At 58.6% G+C, this 18,713-nt stretch carries 18 protein-coding genes, 1 tRNA gene and 1 riboswitch; of the genes, 12 read left to right on the top strand and 7 right to left on the bottom strand.

Annotation, left to right across the window (positions count from 1 at the left end):
• Nucleotides 1-118 precede the first annotated feature (118 nt).
• Entirely contained in the window at nt 119-1,393 is a 1,275-nt protein-coding gene (locus tag H9Q16_RS07545) for a sensor histidine kinase (protein WP_191074706.1), read from the top strand.
• On the top strand, nt 1,380-1,919 hold the full coding sequence (locus H9Q16_RS07540; RefSeq protein WP_191074705.1) for a response regulator: 540 nt from the start codon (nt 1,380-1,382) through the stop codon (nt 1,917-1,919). Before H9Q16_RS07545 ends, H9Q16_RS07540 begins: the two co-directional genes overlap by 14 nt.
• Here the strand turns inward: H9Q16_RS07540 and lipB are convergent.
• Nucleotides 1,813-2,463 (bottom strand): lipoyl(octanoyl) transferase LipB, encoded by a 651-nt coding sequence (gene lipB / locus H9Q16_RS07535; protein WP_191074704.1) that lies wholly within the window; start codon nt 2,461-2,463, stop codon nt 1,813-1,815. The genes H9Q16_RS07540 and lipB overlap by 107 nt on opposite strands.
• 248 nt (nt 2,464-2,711) lie before the next feature.
• Between lipB and H9Q16_RS07530 the strand changes: the two genes are divergently transcribed.
• Nucleotides 2,712-3,668, top strand: coding sequence for a L,D-transpeptidase family protein (locus tag H9Q16_RS07530; RefSeq protein ID WP_191074703.1), 957 nt, complete (start codon nt 2,712-2,714; stop codon nt 3,666-3,668).
• Nucleotides 3,665-4,423, top strand: a complete 759-nt coding sequence (locus H9Q16_RS07525; protein ID WP_191074702.1) for an extensin-like domain-containing protein — start codon at nt 3,665-3,667, stop codon at nt 4,421-4,423. Before H9Q16_RS07530 ends, H9Q16_RS07525 begins: the two co-directional genes overlap by 4 nt.
• A 7-nt stretch (nt 4,424-4,430) precedes the next feature.
• Here H9Q16_RS07525 and H9Q16_RS07520 read toward each other — a convergent pair whose 3' ends face one another.
• Entirely contained in the window at nt 4,431-5,114 is a 684-nt protein-coding gene (locus H9Q16_RS07520) for a DsbA family oxidoreductase (RefSeq protein WP_191074701.1), read from the bottom strand.
• A gap of 169 nt (nt 5,115-5,283) precedes the next feature.
• Between H9Q16_RS07520 and H9Q16_RS07515 the strand changes: the two genes are divergently transcribed.
• Together H9Q16_RS07515 and H9Q16_RS07510 are read left to right on the top strand one after the other, a co-directional pair.
• Nucleotides 5,284-6,636: a peptidoglycan-binding domain-containing protein gene (locus H9Q16_RS07515; RefSeq protein ID WP_191074700.1), complete on the top strand. Its 1,353-nt coding sequence runs from the start codon at nt 5,284-5,286 to the stop codon at nt 6,634-6,636.
• Between the two features lie 122 nt (nt 6,637-6,758).
• Nucleotides 6,759-6,844: transfer RNA gene (locus H9Q16_RS07510), tRNA-Leu, on the top strand.
• 208 nt (nt 6,845-7,052) lie between these two features.
• Here H9Q16_RS07510 and purD read toward each other — a convergent pair.
• Nucleotides 7,053-8,333, bottom strand: a complete 1,281-nt coding sequence (purD, locus tag H9Q16_RS07505; protein WP_191074699.1) for a phosphoribosylamine--glycine ligase — start codon at nt 8,331-8,333, stop codon at nt 7,053-7,055.
• Between the two features lie 69 nt (nt 8,334-8,402).
• Here purD and xseA point away from each other — a divergent pair, with 69 nt between their 5' ends.
• Nucleotides 8,403-9,953: an exodeoxyribonuclease VII large subunit gene (xseA, locus tag H9Q16_RS07500; protein ID WP_191074698.1), complete on the top strand. Its 1,551-nt coding sequence runs from the start codon at nt 8,403-8,405 to the stop codon at nt 9,951-9,953.
• Nucleotides 9,954-10,001: 48 nt separating this feature from the next.
• Here xseA and H9Q16_RS07495 read toward each other — a convergent pair whose 3' ends face one another.
• Both H9Q16_RS07495 and H9Q16_RS07490 read right to left on the bottom strand, forming a co-directional pair.
• Nucleotides 10,002-10,394: a hypothetical protein gene (locus H9Q16_RS07495; RefSeq protein WP_191074697.1), complete on the bottom strand. Its 393-nt coding sequence runs from the start codon at nt 10,392-10,394 to the stop codon at nt 10,002-10,004.
• Nucleotides 10,391-10,786 (bottom strand): hypothetical protein, encoded by a 396-nt coding sequence (locus H9Q16_RS07490; protein WP_191074696.1) that lies wholly within the window; start codon nt 10,784-10,786, stop codon nt 10,391-10,393. Before H9Q16_RS07490 ends, H9Q16_RS07495 begins: the two co-directional genes overlap by 4 nt.
• 196 nt (nt 10,787-10,982) lie before the next feature.
• Between H9Q16_RS07490 and H9Q16_RS07485 the strand changes: the two genes are divergently transcribed.
• From H9Q16_RS07485 to H9Q16_RS07465, 5 genes are all read left to right on the top strand, one after another.
• Complete coding sequence (locus H9Q16_RS07485) at nt 10,983-12,683, top strand: NAD(P)H-dependent oxidoreductase subunit E (protein WP_191074695.1); 1,701 nt, start codon at nt 10,983-10,985, stop codon at nt 12,681-12,683.
• A gap of 4 nt (nt 12,684-12,687) precedes the next feature.
• On the top strand, nt 12,688-13,314 hold the full coding sequence (locus H9Q16_RS07480; protein ID WP_191074694.1) for a lysoplasmalogenase: 627 nt from the start codon (nt 12,688-12,690) through the stop codon (nt 13,312-13,314).
• Nucleotides 13,315-14,114: 800 nt separating this feature from the next.
• A complete protein-coding gene (ftsY, locus tag H9Q16_RS07475) occupies nt 14,115-15,269 on the top strand; it encodes a signal recognition particle-docking protein FtsY (protein WP_343067821.1) in 1,155 nt (384 codons plus the stop codon).
• Nucleotides 15,270-15,456: 187 nt separating this feature from the next.
• Nucleotides 15,457-16,362 carry a DMT family transporter gene (locus H9Q16_RS07470; RefSeq protein WP_191074693.1) on the top strand — a complete coding sequence of 302 codons (906 nt, stop codon included), beginning with the start codon at nt 15,457-15,459 and terminating at the stop codon, nt 16,360-16,362.
• Nucleotides 16,363-16,373: 11 nt separating this feature from the next.
• On the top strand, nt 16,374-16,979 hold the full coding sequence (locus tag H9Q16_RS07465) for an inner membrane-spanning protein YciB (protein WP_343067802.1): 606 nt from the start codon (nt 16,374-16,376) through the stop codon (nt 16,977-16,979).
• A 7-nt stretch (nt 16,980-16,986) separates the two neighbouring features.
• Here H9Q16_RS07465 and H9Q16_RS07460 read toward each other — a convergent pair whose 3' ends face one another.
• Complete coding sequence (locus tag H9Q16_RS07460) at nt 16,987-17,691, bottom strand: cyclic nucleotide-binding domain-containing protein (protein ID WP_191074691.1); 705 nt, start codon at nt 17,689-17,691, stop codon at nt 16,987-16,989.
• 89 nt (nt 17,692-17,780) lie between these two features.
• Entirely contained in the window at nt 17,781-18,476 is a 696-nt protein-coding gene (locus tag H9Q16_RS07455; RefSeq protein WP_191074690.1) for a glutathione S-transferase N-terminal domain-containing protein, read from the bottom strand.
• Between the two features lie 159 nt (nt 18,477-18,635).
• A riboswitch (SAM riboswitch) is annotated at nt 18,636-18,712 on the top strand.
• Nucleotide 18,713: the final 1 nt, after the last annotated feature.

The following is an 18,713-nucleotide window of genomic DNA, read 5'->3' as shown; positions in this document are numbered from 1 at the left end:
GGGCCGACCGGCGCTGTCCCGTTCTCATACCGCGCATGGCAGGCGTGCGCGTTCGGGTTAAGGGCGTGTACACTATTTCTCGCGCATAACAGGAATGGAGTGACACAAGGCCCCATTCATGACGGACATCAACCAAATTACCAACAAAACACCCACAGACGCGACGCCCGAAGTAAACGGGTTCGATCAGAACAAGTTTCTGCGCCAGATGATCAACCTGACGCCGGGAATTCTCTATATTTTCAACCACCAATCTCAGTCCAACGAATACGCGAACCGATCGATCGCGGAACTTTTGGGATATTCACAGAATACCATTCGCGAGATGGGGGATGCATTGCTGGGGCAGGTCATTCACCCCGATGATGTGGTCCCGCTGAGCGATCATTTTACCGGGCTTGGCAAATTGCCGGATGGCGAGACATCCAGCTTTGAGTATCGTGCCATCACCCGGCAGGGAACGACGGTTTGGCTGCGCAGCTATGACGCGGTGTTTGATCGCATGCCGGATGGCGAGGTGCTGCGCCATATCGGTGTCGCGAATGACATCACACTGGAAAAGGAAGCGAGTTTTGCGCTGACGCAGTCCAACGCTGAACTTGAGCAGCGCGTTAAGGATCGTACGCGTGAATTGGCTGCACTGGCCGGCGATCTGGAAGACAGGGTTGCCGCGCGGACCCGGGAACTGGTCGAGACGAACGAAGAACTTGAGCAGATGACCTATATCGCTACACATGATTTGAAAATGCCGATTTCCAACATCTGCCGTCTTGCCGAGATGCTGCTTGAGACGCGGGATGATCTGGATGAAGAAGCAGCTGACCTTGTCGATCTCATGAAACGTGCCAGCGATCAGGCGCTCTATAAGGTAGACGCGCTGGTCGAGGTGGCGCGCGCGCGGTCGGACGATGCCCCAAACCACGAGATAATCGAATTTGAACAGGCGCTTTGTGCGACCCGCGAGTTGTTGCAAAATGAAATTGCCGCCCACAACGCGGAGGTCGTTGCCGACTTCTCCGCCGCGCCCCAAGTGTTTTATGGCCTCAAGGAAGTTGAAAGCATTTTTGACAACCTTGTGGGTAATGCGCTCAAGTATCGGCGTACCGAAGTCCCACCCAGGGTGTCACTGCGCAGCTGGATCGAGGCGGGGCGCGTTCATCTGTGCGTGTCCGACAATGGGACCGGGCTGACATTGCCAGAGGATGAGGAAAAGGTTTTTGGTCTTTTCCGTCGCGCGCACAAGTTTCCCGAAGGAAACGGCGTGGCCCTTCACACGATCCGCAAGCGCTTGCTGCGCAGTGGTGGTGGCATCGACCTCAGCAGTCAGTTGGGGAAAGGCACGACATTTACCGCAACATTTCCAATAGGAGCAACAGATCATGCCGCACATTAACAAGATACTGCTGGTCGACGACGACGAGGTGACCAACTTGCTGCACAAGCGCCTCATTCGACGCAGCGGACAGGTTAAGGAAGTCGCGGTTGCAACCGACGGGCTTGAGGCGCTGGATTATCTGCGGTCCCGGATCGCCGCCAAGGCGCCGCTGCCGGAGCTGATTTTCCTCGATATCAATATGCCGCGCATGGGCGGGTTCGAGTTTCTCGAAAAATACGCAGAGCTTGATCTTGATGGTGAGATCCAGCAGGTCATCGTGATGCTATCCACGTCCCTGTTGTCAGCTGATCATATGCGCGCAGAAGCGGACCCGAACGTAAAGTGCTTTATCGATAAGCCAATCTCACCGACCGAATTTGTGGAAATTCTTTCAGAATTTGCGGGTGATGAACTTGAACAAAAGCTTCAGGCGCGGCTCACTGCTCAAAGATCGTCTCGAAAGTTGATTTCAGAGCCACATCCAGATCCTGCATCGTCACCGGCAAGCCAAGGTCCACCAACGACGTCACCCCATGCTCTGTAATGCCGCACGGAACAATACCGCTGAAGTGTTCCAGATCCGGTTCCACGTTGATGCTGATGCCATGATAGCTGATCCATTTGCGCAGGCGAATGCCGATGGCGGCGATCTTGTCTTCGGCGGTGGTCCCATCAGCGTTCAGAGGCTTTTCGGGCCGGGTAACCCAGACACCTACGCGCCCGGGGCGAATTTCGCCTGTGACATTGAACTGATCCAGCGTGGTAATGACCCAGTCTTCCAACTGGCGGACAAAGCAACGCACATCCCGCCCGCGCGTCCCCACATCCAGCAGCGTATAAGCCACGCGCTGGCCCGGGCCGTGGTAGGTGTATTGCCCGCCGCGCTTGGTCGGGTACACTGGAAAACGCTCAGGGTCGGTCAGGTCTGACGCTTTGGCTGACGTGCCGGCAGAATAGAGGGCAGGGTGTTCCACCAGCCAGATACATTCCTCTGCCTCACCCGCAGCGATGGCATTCGCACGGTCCTCCATCCACGCCTCTGCGGTGCGATAGTCCGTCAGTCCTTCACTTATGATCCATTCCACCATGACGCTGGTCTAGGTGGTGTGGAGCTAATCAGCAAGTGGCACACCGCCGCGAGTCTTAGCAGGGTTTCGGCCAAGCTGAAGACCATCGCCTAGCGTCCGCAGATCACTGCAACATCCAGCGCAACCAAATCAACTTGGCGCATACCCGCCAAGCAAATCGCGGAAAAACCCGACATGGCACGGAACCGGATGCCGTCGGCTGAGGTTGCTTCTGTAGACGCATTACTGCGCCAACATACAGGATTTCCATGACAAAATTTCTTTGCGCCGCCACTTTTCTGCTTGTCGCAACGACCGCGCAGGCCAGCATCACGGCTGATGCGATAAGCAATGCGGATTACAATGGTGGCGCGCTGCCTGATGGGCAATCGGGGCTTGCCGTTAAAGTGCAGGTCTTGCTTGACCGCGCTGACATCTCGCCCGGGGTGATCGACGGCTATCGCGGTGGAATGACGACCTCGGCCATATCTGCGTTTGAAACCCGCGAAGGGCTTGAGGTTGACGGTGTGCTTGACCAGACCGTCTGGGACAAGCTCGGCGGAGATGGTGCATCGGCTATCGTCAAGCAGCACCAGATCACCGAAAGCGATCTGTCTCAGTTCACTGGTGAAAACCCTGAAGACTATGCCGAAATGGCAAAGAAGGACCTGCTGGGATATGTGACCGCCGCTGAGGCTTTGGCCGAGGCATTTCACATGGATGTGGATTTTCTGACAACACTGAATCCTGACAGCGACTTTAGCGCTGGCAGCACAATTACAGTCGTCGCACCAAAGGACCCGGCTGAAGCGGAGGTGGCACAGATCATTGTCAACAAATCCAGCCAGCGGCTGGTGGCCAAGACGGCAGACGGCACGATTGTCGCCAATTACCCGGTCAGCGTTGGTTCTTCCCAGACTCCATCGCCGGCCGGCACGTTCGAGGTAAATGGCATCGCGATTGACCCCACGTATACCTACAATCCAGACAAGAACTTTCAGCAGGGTGAGAATGATCAGGTCCTGCAAATCCCACCGGGGCCCAATGGCCCGGTTGGCAGCGTCTGGATCGACCTGAGCAAACCAACCTATGGGATCCACGGCACGCCGGACCCTGCGGCGCTCTTTACAGCGCAAAGCCACGGGTGCGTGCGGATGACCAATTGGGACGCACGAGAACTGGCGGGGATGGTTTCGGCAGGGGTTTCCGTGGTCTTTGAGGAATGACGCGCCTTGCCCTTGTCCTTGCCTTGGGGCTTATCGCGCCGGTCGGCATGGCCCAAGCACAGACCGTCACGCCGCCTGAAACGTCGGCAACTCCGCCAGAACGCCCGGACCCCGAAGACCGCCTTGACCAGATCGAAGCGGAGTCGGCCGACGCTGCGGCGTCCACGCCGGACACCGCACAGGTTGTCGCCGATCCCGGCGGCCAGGCCGCTTGTCTGGAAAAACTCGACGCTTTGGGCACGATCTTTGTTCCCGGCCCCCCCCGCAGCGATCCCGAGGATGCCGCTTGCGGCATTGCCGATCCGGTGATTGTCAGCAGCATCGTGCCGGGTGTCGATGTCACACCCGCCGCCGAATTGCGATGCGAAACTGCGGCCGCGTTAGGTCAGTGGGTGGCAGATGTGGTGGTGCCCGCCGCGCGGCAAATGCCCGAACGCGGCGTGCTGAGCGGGATCGATCAGGGATCAGGGTATATCTGCCGCAGACGCAACAATGCTGCGGACGGAAAATTGTCCGAGCACAGTTTTGGCAACGCGATAGATATCATGGCATTCCGCTTTTCACAGGGGGACCCGGTGCGCGTTGAGCCGCGCGAGCGTGAAGGCACCATGGCCGAAGCCTTTCAACGCACCGTACGCGCCGGATCCTGCCTGTATTTCAGCACAGTTCTGGGGCCAGGAACGGATGCGGCCCACGCGGATCATCTGCATCTCGATATCAAAGAGCGGAACGGCGGTTTTCGCCTTTGCCAGTGACGCCAACTTAAGCGGCCTCTTTTTCGGAGACCACTTTTTGCAGCATTTGGGCATAGGTTTCGGCGCCTTGCGCCCCTGTCAGAAGGTATTTGCCGTCAAACACCATGGACGGCACGCCAGATATTCCGCGCGACGTCCAGAACTGCTGTCGTGCGCGGGTTTCCTCAGCCTGTGATCCAGTGGAAAGCACGTTCGCGGCTTCGACCCGATCAAGCCCGACACTGGCCGCGACATCAACCAGCACATCCGCCAGCGAAACATTCCTGCCCTTTGTGAAATGGGCACTGAAAAGAGCCATCTTTAACGGATGCTGCTTGCCGGACGATTGCGCCCAATCGAGCAGTTGATGCGCCGCAAAGGTATTCACGATGCGGCTGTCGTCGGTAAAGTTGAAGGTAAATTCCAGACTTTCCCCCAGCGCAGTTAATTGCGCGCGGTTCTGAGCGGATTGTTCGGGCGTGCTGCCATACTTCTCAGCGATATGCTCTCCGAGGTTTTGACCTTCGGGTGGCATGGACGGGTTAAGCTCAAACGGGTGCCAGCGCACATAGGCGCCAGTGCCGGTCATGCCGAGAGCCTGCTCGAGTTGTTTGAACCCCACAATGCACCAGGGGCACATCACGTCAGAGACGATATCGACCTGCACGACCCGGGAATCTGCGGCGGTGGTTGGGGCTGGATTTTTCGTCATCACATGGCTCCGGGCGTCGAGAAACAGTGGCTTAATCCTTCAAAATCGGCCTCAGAGGTAAGGATTTCAATACTTTTGGGCGAAAAAACTCCTGATTCATTTGGGTGAGCGCGAAACCTTGTGCTAGCGTTTTCGCAATATCCCGAGTCACGTTCATTGGAGCGAAACCATGTATTTGAAAATTTTAACAGGCACCGTCTTTGCAGTGTCCCTGGCCATTGTCCCAGCAGATCGCGTCGAAGCGGACGCTGGTGACTTTATCGCAGGCGCGATTATCGGCGGCATTGTTGGCGCCAACGCCAAAAAGCAACGGCGCACGACGCGCAGCACCACACGGCGCACAACCAGCAAAAAGCGGTCCTCTTTGCCATCGACACAAGAAGGCAAAAATATTCAGGCCTCGCTGAATTATTTTGGCTTTGATGCAGGCGCCGTTGATGGCCAGTTGGGCCGCAAGACCCGCAATGCCGTATCGCAGTATCAGGCCTATATGGGCTATCCTGTTACAGGTCAGCTTTCTGCGTTTGAGCAAAATTTGCTGATCTCAAGCTACAATCGCGCGCAGGCGGGCGGATATGCCGTGCAGCAGCAGGTTGCTGCCAATCCCGACGGAACGCGCGGTTTGCTGAAAACCTACCGTGCCGAAATGGCCGGCACTGCACCAGCCACCACCCTTGTGGTCACGCCACAACCCGTGCCGCAGCCCACACAGCCGACGGTTGTTGCCACAGCACCCGCCGCGCAGCCCCTTGCCGGTGCCACGGCATTAGCGGCTGCGGTCGCACCGCAAGCCACGTCATCAGGCGCGCTGCCCAACTTCATGGGCGCGGGCACACAAGCTTCACTGGCGTCTCACTGCAACACGGTGTCGTTGATCACCAACACCAACGGTGGCTTTGTGACACTGGCCAGCATGACGGACCCTAACGTGGCGCTGAACGAACAGTTCTGTCTTGCGCGGACCTACGCTATTGCCAAGTCCGAGGAACTGGTCAGCAAGATCCAGGGCTTCACGCCTGATCAGATCGCCCAACAATGTGGCGGTTTCGGCCCCGCGTTGAAGGACAAGGTAGCATCCTTGTCGGCTAAGCCGCGAGATGCAGTGGCCGCCGATGCCTCTGCCTTTGTTCTGTCTACGGGGATGGCCCCGGCGCAGCTTAAAGGGACTGCGCAGATCTGCCTTGGCGTCGGCTACCGGACGGACAACATGGACGTGGCCGTTGGCTCGGCCTTGTTGCTCTATGCACTGGGCGACAGGGTTTATGGCGAATTGATGGGCCATCACTTGAGCCAAGGGTTCGGTCCGGCCAAGAGCCCGGACATGGCGACAAGCTGGTACGAAGCAGGCCTTGCCGCCGCCGATAGCGGGGCCGCAGCGGTTTTCGTCCCTGGACAGCCAGAGCGGACAGAGCTGATCCGCAAGGCGAGCCAGCGCATGAACGGCTCTGCTGCGATGATTACACCGGTTGTGCCGGCCTCAACTGCCGGGTCAGGCGTGCCGACCTTCTCCATCAGCGAATAGGGCCGACACACAGCCTCGAAACAGGGCCCCCGCCGCAGGCATTGCGGCGGGGGTTTTTACTGGACGATTTGGCCTTGAGGTGGCGTGCCTATTTGGCTATGTGCGTTTTACCCTCATGGCATGCGGTCGTGGCGGAATGGTAGACGCGCAGCGTTGAGGTCGCTGTGGGGTAATACCCGTGAGAGTTCGAGTCTCTCCGACCGCACCAAACCCCAACATTGGTTTCAGTCAGATCAAACCCGAATTCCGCTCGTTTTGCGGTTGAGTCGGACTTACTTGCGCTGCACCCAAAGATCACCTGGGTTGAGGTTTCTTGAGGTGAATGTTTCGATGATCACTACGCATTGCCCGTTGCGAAGGGCCTGGATCAACTGGTCTGATCCGTTCAGCTAGATCACCTTTCGGTCGCCCTTCAGCTACTCGGCGGCGTGGCCGTGCAAGGCGCGCCAGCCAATGTCGCGACGGCAAAAGCCCTGTGGCCAGTTGATCTGGTCGATCATCGCGTAAGCCCGTTCATGCGCGTCAGCGAGGGTATCGCCGCGCGCCGTCACGTTCAGGACGCGCCCGCCCGAGGCGACGATTGATCCATTTTGCATGGCTGTACCTGCATGAAAGACCATGTTCTTGCTGTCTTCCGGAATCCCGTCCAACCCTTTGATGATCGACCCCTTGGTATAGGGGCCGGGATAGCCGTCTGCCGCGAGCACGACGGTAATCGCATGATCGTCAGCCCAGTTTACCTGCATGTCCGATAGGCGCCCTTCAGCCGCCGCATGCATCAGATCAAATGCCTGCGCGCCCAGCCGCATCATCAGGACCTGACACTCAGGATCGCCAAAACGCACGTTGTATTCTACCAACCGGGGCAGGCCGTTCTTGATCATCAGACCCGCGTAAAGCACCCCCTGATAGGGCATCCCGCGTCGCGCCATTTCCGCCATCGTCGGGCGAATGATTTCGTTCAGCGCGCGTTCGGCGATTTGATCAGTCAACACCGGCGCAGGAGAATAGGCACCCATACCACCTGTGTTCGGACCGGTATCGCCGTCGCCCACTCGCTTGTGGTCCTGTGCCGTGCCAATGGGTAACACATCGGCGCCATCGCACAGCACAAAGAACGATGCCTCTTCGCCTTCCATGAACTCTTCGATCACGACCTCAGCCCCGGCGTCACCAAAGGTGCCATCGAACATCGTGTCGATTGCATCCATTGCTTCTGCATCCGTCATGGCAATGATGACGCCTTTGCCGGCGGCCAATCCGTCGGCCTTGATCACGATCGGGGCACCTTGTTGCGTCACGTAAGCCCGCGCAGCCTGCGCATCCGTAAAATGCCCATAGGCCGCCGTCGGGGCGTTGCACGCATCGCAGATCTCTTTGGTGAAGGCTTTGGATGCCTCCAGAGCCGCTGCTGCCGCCGAGGGGCCAAAAACGCTGAAACCGGCGTCGCGCAATTCGTCCGCCACGCCAGCGGCCAACGGCGCCTCGGGCCCGATGATGACGAAATCAATCGCGTTTTCCTCGCAAAAGCCAACCACCGCCGGCCCATTCATCACGTCAACGCTTGCGCAGGTGGCAATGGCGGCAATCCCGGCATTGCCTGGCGCCACAATCAGTTTGTCGCATTTGGGGTTTTGCATCACCGCCCAGGCAAGAGAATGTTCGCGCCCGCCGGAGCCGAGGATCAGGATATTCATGTGCGCGCTCCCTTGGCCTTGATTGATGCGCGTTCTAAGGTGCAGCGACGCAGGACACAAGGCGCAGGCATGGACCTTCTCGACGATCCGCAACCGGGATCCAACACACCCGAATTCACCGTCTCGGAAATTGCCGGTTCGGTTAAGAAACTGGTCGAGGCCGAGCTGGGCTGGGTTCGCATCAAGGGCGAGGTGGGGCGCGTGGTTCAGGCGCGCTCGGGGCACCTTTATTTTGACCTCAAGGACGACCGATCAGTGCTGTCGTGCATGACCTGGAAAGGTCAGATTCCGGCACTTGGCATGATCCCCGAGGAAGGGACAGAGGTCGTCGCCGAAGGTAAGATGACCGCCAGCGGCTTTCAGTCCAAATTCGCGCTCAATGCCCAGCGACTGACCATTGCGGGCGAGGGGGCGCTTATGGCGCTGCTGGAAAAGCGCAAAAAGGCGCTGGCGGCAGAGGGGTTGTTTGACGAATCCCGAAAGAAACCCCTGCCATACCTCCCTGACATCATTGGCGTTGTGACCTCGCTGCAGGGGGTCGTGATCCGCGACATCATGCACCGTCTGCGGGACCGGTTCCCGCGCAAGGTGTTGGTTTGGCCGGTTGCGGTTCAGGGACAGGCCTGCGCACCGGAGGTGGCCCGCGCCATCGACGGCTTCAATGCAATGTCCCCCGGTGGTGCGCTGCCCCGGCCTGATCTGATCATCGTCGCTCGTGGCGGTGGGTCTGTCGAAGATCTGTGGGGCTTCAACGAAGAAATCGTGGCCCGCGCTGCCGCTGCTTCCGACATTCCGCTGATCTCAGCCGTGGGCCATGAGACGGATACCACCCTGATCGACTTTGTGTCTGACAAGCGGGCGCCCACACCAACCGCTGCTGCAGAACTGGCGGTGCCCGTGCGACACGAACTTGCCGCGGGGCTTGAGGGGCAGGGGGCCCGCATGGGTCAATTGCTAAGCCAGGGGCTAAGCCGTCGCGACCAGCGCTTGCGGGATATGGCGCGGGCCTTGCCGCGACCGGATGCCTTGCTTGACACACCGCGACAGCGGCTGGACCGGGCCGTCGAAAAGTTGGGCCCGTCGTTGATGACCGGCGTGCAACGCAGGCGGGTCCGATTGTCAGACGTTTCGGGACTACTGCGACCCGCAACCTTGTCGCGCCGTGTCGCCGAAGGACAGCGCGCAGTGAGCGGGCTTGGAACGCGACTTTCCCCTGCTTTGGAACGGTCAGTCAGCAGGCGCCGCGATGCGCTGGCCGCCATCAGCCGCCGCTTTCGCCCTGACACACTGGCTAGCGAAAGTGCGCGGCAGCGGCAGCGCTTTGAAGATCTGACCGCGCGCCTTTCTGCTGCCGGCGCGCGACAGATCGACAGTTGGCAAAAACAGATTGAAGCGCGCGGCAGGGTGCTCAATACACTTGGATACGAGGCGACACTTGAGCGCGGCTTTGCTGTCGTGCGCAGTGAAGGTCGCGTTGTTACGTCCGCCAAGGTCGCGAAAAAAGCCGGTGCTTTGGAGATTCAGTTTGCCGATGGGCGCATGGATGTAGCGGGCGGCAAGGTCGCGACGGCTCCATCCAAAAAGAGGGGCAATCCGCCCGATCAAGGGTCGTTGTTTTGAGCGTCCCTCACATACGCTTTGGCACCAACTCAGATGCCAAACTGCCCGTCAAACCCCCACTTTCGGGCCCAGACACTCCTGCGGTTCGCCGTCACCGGCTTCAAAGATTGTGAGCGGGGTCAGCCCCCGCACGGACGTCGCTTTGAGCCCACCACGTGTCAGCTCTACTGACCAGCATTGCGGTTCCGGGTTATTTTCGTACACAAAACAGATCAGCCCGTCATCTTCATACCAATCTCCGTCCAGACAGTCGCCAGGCGCGCGGGACCACCGCACCTTGCGATCCTCCAAATAGCTTTCCGATGCATAGATACGTCCGTCACCCAAGTGAAAAAACATGGTGCGACCGCCAACGTAGGCTTCAAATTTCTCTTCCGTATCAAGCGGTTCAGCAAGCACGGGCGCGGCAAGTGCGACCAATGCGACGAAAAGCGCCCTCACACTCCCACCTTGGGACCTAGGCACAGCAATTCCTCTCCAACGTCTTGCGCTTCGTAAAGTGCGGTAGAGGCGGGATCGTTCTCGAACCGCGCAATCAATCCACGCGCGCCTTTTGTAAAAGACCAGCATTGCGGATCAGGGGTATCTTCATAAACAAAGCAAATCAGTCCTGCCTCCTCGTACCAGTGCCCTTCCTTGCATTCGCCATCCAGAAAGGACCACTGAACGCGGCGATTTCCATGATAGACTTCAGCACCATAGGCCGCACCGTTTCGACCATAAAACAAAGTCTTTCCCTTGGTGTAGGCATCGAATTCTGCTGCTGACATGCGGTCTTGTGCCAAAGCAGGCAGGGCGGTCAGCAGCGCGATGATCAGTGCAAATATCCTCATGTCCGAAGATTGCCAGAAAGTCCGGGCCAGTGCCAGCGGCCCGGCAAGGGTGTGACAGCGGGAGTGCTACGTGCAGTCGGGCACTTGCCGCGCGCGGACAGAATGCGCGCAAAGCGAAGCGCAGGCGTCGCTTTTCGGTCGCAGGGAGGCTCCGCGATTTGATAGGGTCGCGGCAAGATCAAAGAAGGGGGCCAAGATGGCGCTGGACGGACAGTCAAAGAATTCGGGCAAAGGTGTCTGGAAATCCGGCAAGGGCAAGGGCCGGCATCACCCCAAGGGCCGTCAGCTTGAGGATCAGGCGTGGGAAGAGATCTGCACGTTGCTTGATGGCCTGCCGCGCGATCGCGATCGGTTGATTGAACACCTGCACCTTATTCAGGACCGGTATGGTCACCTTTCTGCTGCACACCTGCGCGCGCTTGCCGAAGAGATGCGCATGTCGATGGCTGAGGTGTATGAGGTCGCGACATTTTACGCCCATTTCGATGTGGTCAAGGAAGGCGCGACAAAGCCGCCAGCGTTGACGATCCGTGTCTGCGATTCGCTTTCCTGTGAATTGGCCGGGGCACAGCAGCTGAAAAAAGCATTGGAAGATGGGCTTGATGCCTCTGAAGTGCGTGTTTTGCGGGCACCCTGCATGGGCCGGTGCGATACCGCTCCGGTGCTTGAGATCGGACACAACCACATCGACCATGCCACACCTGAAAAGGTCGATGCCGCCATCGCTACGGGCGACACCCACGTGCATGTACCTGCCTACGAAGGGTATGATGCCTATGTTGCCGAAGGTGGGTACGAAACCCTGAAAGACCTGCGCACCAACGGCAACTGGGAGGCCGTGCAGGAAACCGTGCTGGCCTCGGGCTTGCGCGGTCTGGGCGGGGCCGGTTTCCCGTCCGGCAAGAAGTGGGGTTTTGTAAGGGCCAATGCCGGACCACGCTATCTAGCAGTGAACGGCGACGAGGGCGAGCCGGGCACTTTCAAGGATCGTTGGTATCTTGAGCGTATGCCGCATCTGTTCTTAGAAGGCATGTTGATCGCCGCTTGGGCAGTGGAGGCGGACCGCGCATATATTTACATGCGTGACGAATATCCCGCCGTTCTGGAAATATTGCGACGTGAAATCAAGGCACTGGAAGACGCAGCTATTGTAGAGCCGGGTTACATCGACCTGCGGCGCGGCGCTGGAGCTTACATCTGTGGCGAAGAAAGTGCGATGATCGAAAGCATAGAAGGCAAACGCGGTCTGCCACGCCACCGCCCGCCTTTTGTGGCGCAGGTCGGCATCTTTGGCGCCCCCACCTTGGTCCACAACGTAGAGACCTTGCATTGGGTCGCCCGTGTTTGCCGCGAAGGGCCTGAGGTGCTCAACAGTACTGAGAAAAACGGGCGCACGGGGCTGCGCAGCTATTCTGTTTCGGGCCGCGTGGCAAAGCCGGGCATGTATGTGCTGCCCGCGGGGTCGACTATCATGGATCTGATCGCGGCATCTGGTGGGATGGTAGCAGGTCATTCTTTCAAGGCGTATCAGCCGGGTGGCCCTTCATCCGGGCTTTTGCCTGCGTCGATGAATGATATTCCGCTGGATTTTGACACGCTGCAGCCGCATGGCTCTTTCATCGGCTCCGCAGCTGTTGTCGTTCTGTCGGATCACGACAGCGCTCGCGGTGCTGCGCTGAACATGCTTCGGTTCTTTGAGGATGAAAGCTGTGGCCAGTGCACACCCTGCCGGGTGGGCTGCGAAAAAGCGGTCAAATTGATGCAAGCAGATCACTGGGACAAGGGGCTGCTGGAAGAGCTTTCAACCGCCATGATCGACGCGTCTATCTGTGGGTTGGGGCAGGCGGCTCCGAATCCGATCCGGCTGACAATGAAGCATTTCCCGGACGAGGTCTGAGACCTTGCTGTGGGCTATAAGCGGGGCGTCTGCCTTGCTTTACTGGGGGTTCTCCCTGCGCGAAGGCACTTCGTGGTTTCGCAGCAGTGTCAAGAGCTTGGCACTGGTTCCTCTTGTGGTTCTGGCGCTTGTTTTGAGTGCGCCCCTCGTGGCGGCGGCACTCGCGCTGTGCAGCCTGGGGGACGTGTTCCTGTCCCGCTCCGGCGAACGCTTTTTTCTGGCAGGACTGATCAGTTTCGCACTGGGCCACCTGGCCTGGATCGCCGTATTCGTCTTGGAATTAGGGGCCACACCTGACCAGCTCAATTCCGTGTCTATGGGACTTGCTGTTCTTGCGATGTCTTTGCACGCCCTATTCATGATCCGCGTCCTGCTCGGCCGGGCTGGTGAACTGCGCCTGCCGGTGGCGATTTACATCGCCATCATCATGACCATGGGTGTGGCCGCTCTTGCCACGCAAAGCCCTATGGTCATCATCGGCGCCGTGCTCTTCATGGCATCCGATACTCTGCTGGGGCTGCAGACGTTCATCCTAGCCAAGGGCGGCCCTTTCGAGCGGGCCGCGAACATTCTGATCTGGCCGCTTTATTGGGTGGCTGTTGCCATCCTTGCCTCGGTGTCACTGGCTTGAGATCTTGAGCTGCGCCCCGCGCGCGGCTTCGGGGCCTCTCGTCAGAAAGTTACCTGATGACCGGCCCAGATCTGTGTTAGCTTTGCTGGGGATAGACCTGCAACGTGCGGGCGTGGCCCGTAAGAGCAAGTCCGCCGACACTTCGCGCCTTCCATCCCAAGGACACAGGCTATAAGTCAGGGAAAACTGGCGCGGAGTGTCCTGCCTTGGCATTTTTCAAGAAACTCAAAGAGCGGCTGTTCAAGTCCTCCAGCAAGATCGACGAAGGCCTTGAAGCCATTGTTGGCGAGGGCGGTGAAGAGGAAACGATCGATACGGCGGCCCAAGAGGCCGAGGCGGCAGAGCAGGTCCTCCAGGAGGCGCGCGCGGCCGAAGCGGATAGATTGGCTGAAGAGCAGCGTTTGGCCGAAGAACAGCGATTGGCAGAAGAGCAGCGATTGGCGGAAGAACAGCGGCTGGCAGAAGCCCGGGCCGCAGAGAAAGCTGCAGCGCAGGCCGCCGCAGACGCCGCTGAGGCCGCGCGTCAGGCTGAAACTGAACGCCTAGGGGCCGAAGCGGCACGTCAAGTCGAAGCTGAAGCCGCCGAGGTCCAGCGTGCCGAGGCCCAGAAAGCTGCTGAAGAAGCGGCCCTTCGCGCCGCCCAAGAGGCCGCTGATGAAGCCACCCGGCAAGCCAATGAAGAAGCCGCGCAGCAGGCCGCTGATGACGCCGCGGCAGAGGCAGCCCTGCAAGCTGCCGCCCGCGCTGAACGCGAAGCCGAAGAAGAAATACAAAGACAAGAGGCAGAGAGCGCCGCGCGCGTGGCCGAAGCAGCCCGTGCTGCAGCGGCCGAAGCGGCCCGGCAGGCGGAGGCAGAGGCAGCAGCCTCTCGCGCCGTCGAAGAAGATGCCGCACGCAAAGCTGCCGAAGAGGCGCGCCGCCAAGAGGCGCAGGTCGAAGAAGCGGCCCGAAAGGCGCAGGAAGAGGTGCAGCGCGCAAACCCCCCGCGCGAAACCGCCCCCTTGCGTACCACGCTGACACCCGTCGCCCCGGATCTCATTGACCAAGATACGTCCGAGACCGAAAGCAAGCCTGGACTTCTGGGCCGCCTTATTGGTCGCTCCGCGCCCAAGACCGTTGTCCGGCGGACGTTGGATGACGACATGCTCGAACAGCTCGAAGAGCTTTTGATCACAGCTGACATGGGGGTGGATACCGCCCTTAGGGTGACAGCCAACATGGCCGAGGGCCGTTTTGGCAAGAAACTATCGGTGGCTGAAATCAAAAAATTGATGGCGGACGAAGTCGCGCGTATCATGGAACCCGTTGCCCGGCCCCTGCCGCTTTATCCAAAGACGCCGCAAGTGGTGCTGGTTGTGGGTGTGAATGGCTCAGGCAAAACAACGACCATCGGCAAACTCGCCAGTCAGTTTCGTGCCGCCGGTAAGAAAGTGGTGATTGCCGCAGGCGATACGTTCCGGGCTGCTGCGGTGGAACAACTGCAGGTCTGGGGCGAACGGGCAGGGGTGCCGGTGCTGACCGCGCCGCAGGGCACGGACCCTGCCAGCCTCGCCTTTGATGCGTTGGAGCAGGCACAGCGAGATGGGGCTGATCTGCTGATGATCGACACCGCAGGCCGACTGCAGAACCGCAGTGACCTGATGGAGGAATTGGCAAAGATCGTCCGCGTTATCCGCAAGAAAGACGAAACCGCACCGCACAACACCTTGCTGGTCCTCGACGCGACCACGGGGCAGAATGCGCTGAGCCAGGTCAAGGTGTTCCAGGACATCTCAGATGTTTCCGGCCTTGTCATGACCAAGCTGGACGGTACTGCAAAGGGTGGCGTGCTGGTGGCGTTGGCCGACAAATTCGGCCTGCCCATTCACGCCATCGGCGTTGGTGAACAGATCGATGATCTGGCACCATTCGACCCAGAAGAGTTTGCGGATGCCCTTGTCGGATTTGACAGATGACAACCGGCATAACCTGGCACGCGTCAAAAACGCTGTCAGGCGAACCGGATATGGTTCTTGCGGGATGCGAATCTGATTTGAAAGACAAAGACCCATGGGCCCTCTTCATCTTTCCAACTAAACTCATATCAGCCGCGTGCGGCAGGGCATATTGGTTTGGTGTGGCAAAGCTGCATTTACCACACCGATGACCGACTGGCTTCTCAGTATCGAAGGAACGACATCGGGTCATACCGTAGCCTTTTGGCTGGCAATCATGGCGGCGTTTTTGCATGCAGTTTTTGGAGCGTTGCAAAAGGGGCGGCACGATCCGTGGCTTACGCGCGGGGCGATTGACGTTTGCTATTGTCTGATGGCGGCTCCCTTTGCGCTTTTTGTTGTTCCCTGGCCTGAGCCACATATGTGGCTGATCTTCGCTGTCGCCTGGGCGATTCACATTGTTTACAAATGCCTGCAAGCTTGGGCCTATACCAAAGGGGCCTACACAGTTGTCTACCCTGTGGTGCGCGGAACCGGGCCGCTCTTTGCTGTTATCGGCGCCTACCTCATCTTTGACGAACGCTTTACGCTGACCCAATGGGCCGGGGTTGCCGTGCTTTTGGCGGGGATATTCGGGCTGGCCGTCTACAACATGGTCAAGCTTGAAGCGCAGCGCGATACGCTGAATGCGGCCTTGGGCATTGCGGTGCTGACGGGCCTTTTTGTGGCGCTTTACACTACGTATGATGCCTATGGCATCCGGGCTACGGAAAATCCGTTCACCTTTCTGGCTTGGTTTTTCATGATTGACGGTGCGGTGATGCCCTTCATTGCTGCCGTGCGGTGGCAGCGATTGGGTGTCGCAGCGCCGGCGATCGGGCCGTTGATGTCCCGGGGGGTTCTGGGCGCCATCGTGGCCTTTCTCAGCTTTGGTGCGATCATGCTGGCAACACGCCTTGACAAGGTGGGGGAGGCAGCGGTTCTGCGCGAAACCTCAACCGTCTTTGCCGCGTTGATCGGGGTGGTTTTCTTGAAAGAGACCGTCGGACCGCGCCGCATTGCGCTGATGGCATTGATTGCACTGGGCGCTGTGATAGTTGAGATGGGTGGATGAAGGAGAGCCCGGTGAGCGCACGCAAAGAGATTAACCCTTTTCTGAAATCGGCCCTGGAGTTTGGCCCGATCCTGCTGTTCTTCGTGGCTTACCTGCGGCTGAAGGATAACACCTTCACCATCGGTGGCACCGACTATGACGGTTTTATCGTTGTCACGGCCGCGTTCATTCCGCTTTTGGTGCTGACCACGGGAATCATGTGGATGCTGACGGGCAAGCTGGCACGTATGCAGGTGGCGACCGTGATTTTGGTCGTGCTGTTTGGCGGGCTGTCGGTTTGGCTTAACGATGATCGGTTTTTCAAGATGAAACCGACGATGATCTACCTACTCTTCGGGGGGTTGCTGGCCGTGGGGGTGCTGCGCGGGCAATCTTATCTGAAGTACGTGATGGAAGAGATGATGCCACTTGATGATGCAGGATGGATTAAGTTGACGAAACGACTGATGCTCTTTTTCTTCGGGCTGGCGCTGGCGAACGAAATCGTCTGGCGCACTTTTACTACAGAGACCTGGGTTTACTTTAAGACATTCGGTTTGACCGCTGCACTCTTTGGGTTTTTCATGTTTCAGGCCCGCCTTTTTCAAGACCATTCGCCAGAGAAAGATGACGCCTGAGCACGGCTCAGGTTTCTGTAACCACGGTCAGCTCGGGCCGCCACGTTGCCTCCATCGGGGCAACAGAGGTGGACATTTTACGGGCCAGATCCAACGAAAGTACCGCCTCAAGCGCCAGTTTGAACCGGCTTGACCGAGCAGACATCAACGCCAGATCCGATGCGGACCATTCCAGGAATTCACTACCCGGTGCGAGCATCGTGGTGGCAGATGCGCGCTGCCCGGTGAGGTACGCGACTTCGCCCACGAACGCTCCTGCGGGACGCTCGAACCGGTCGCCGTTCTTGTCCACAATGGTGGTGCCGGAGATAACGTAAAAGAGCCGCGTCAGCGGAGCCTCTTCCGACGTCAGCGGCACTATGTCGTCAGCGATACGCCGATTGGCATGGTTCATCAGAGTGCGGAAGTCACCGGGGGGCAGGGTCGGAAAGTGACTGTAGATATCGCGGTGCGCCCGCGGGATCGCCAACCGGGAATTGCGTGCTAGCAAGCTAAACAGGCCAATCACATTTGCTGCGCCGATAAAGAGGCTGATATAGATGGCTTCCCACAAGGGTTCAGCCGCCACAACCGCGTAGTAGATGATGTATAGGAACGTGCCGAGCAGAACGAGGAGACGCAGAACGATCTGATTGATGATCAGCAGGCCAAGTACATAGCAAGCCCCGGCGAGATAAACCAGAAATCCAGGAGAGAAGATGAAATCAATCATGCTGCGCGGAAAACCAACGTGGATAAATATCAAACAGTTAACGCGTTGAGCGACGTTAGGTAAAGGCAGGAATTCCTGACCCCGCCGCCCTACTTCTTGAACAACCGTGCCTGCGCGTCTTTGTCCTTGGCAAAATCGGCACGCTTTTCTGCGTGGAGCGCACGCCCCGCACGCACGCCGGGTCGGTTCCACATCACCTCCAACCAGCGCGCCATGTGCGGCTTGTCCTCCAGCGTCTGCTGCTGACCCTCCCATAGCGACGCCCAACCCCAACAAGCGAAATCAGCGATCGATATGAAATTGCCCGCAACGTATTCGTTGTGTTTGAGCTGACGGTTGAGCACACCATAAAGCCGACCGGTTTCAGAGCGATAGCGGTCCTTGGCGTAAGGCAGGTCGTTTGGTGGATCCATGTGCGGCGCATATTTCAAGAAATGATGGGCCTGACCTGCCATTGGCCCCAGCCCGCCCATTTGCCACATCAACCATTGATCCACGGCAATACGCTCTCGTTCGGTATTGCCGCAAAACGTGCCTGTCTTGCGTGCGAGATATTGCAGGATCGCCCCGGATTCGAAGATCGAAACTGGTGCGCCGTCCGGTCCGTCCGGATCTGTGATCGCGGGCATCCGGTTGTTAGGTGCAATTTTCAGGAACGCCGGATTAAATTGATCTCCCTTGCCTATATTGATGAGGTGGGTGGCGTACGGCAGGCTCATCTCTTCAAGAGCTATCGAAACTTTCCAGCCGTTTGGCGTGGGCCAATAGTAAAGATCAATGGTCATGATGCGTCCTGTTGAAACTCTCTCAAAGAACGTCGCCGAGAACGCGTAGAATGTCGAAAGGAAAATGTCGGGGGTGCTCTGAACCCGGCATTCAGAACAAATCATTGGGCAGGGTGCCCGCCTTACGACCCCATTGACGACATTCTCGCACAGGCGTACACCGCCTGTCGTGGTGATTTGTTACCGGATTGCGGGCCACGTAAAACAATCTGCTAAAAGGTCAGGAGAAAGCCCCTT

Origin of the sequence: Sulfitobacter aestuariivivens (genome assembly GCF_014763045.1) — a bacterium.
GTDB classification, from domain to species: Bacteria; Pseudomonadota; Alphaproteobacteria; order Rhodobacterales; family Rhodobacteraceae; genus Sulfitobacter; species Sulfitobacter aestuariivivens.
The sequence above is the reverse complement of the archived record's forward strand: the minus strand, read 5'-3'. Positions and strand labels throughout refer to the sequence as shown.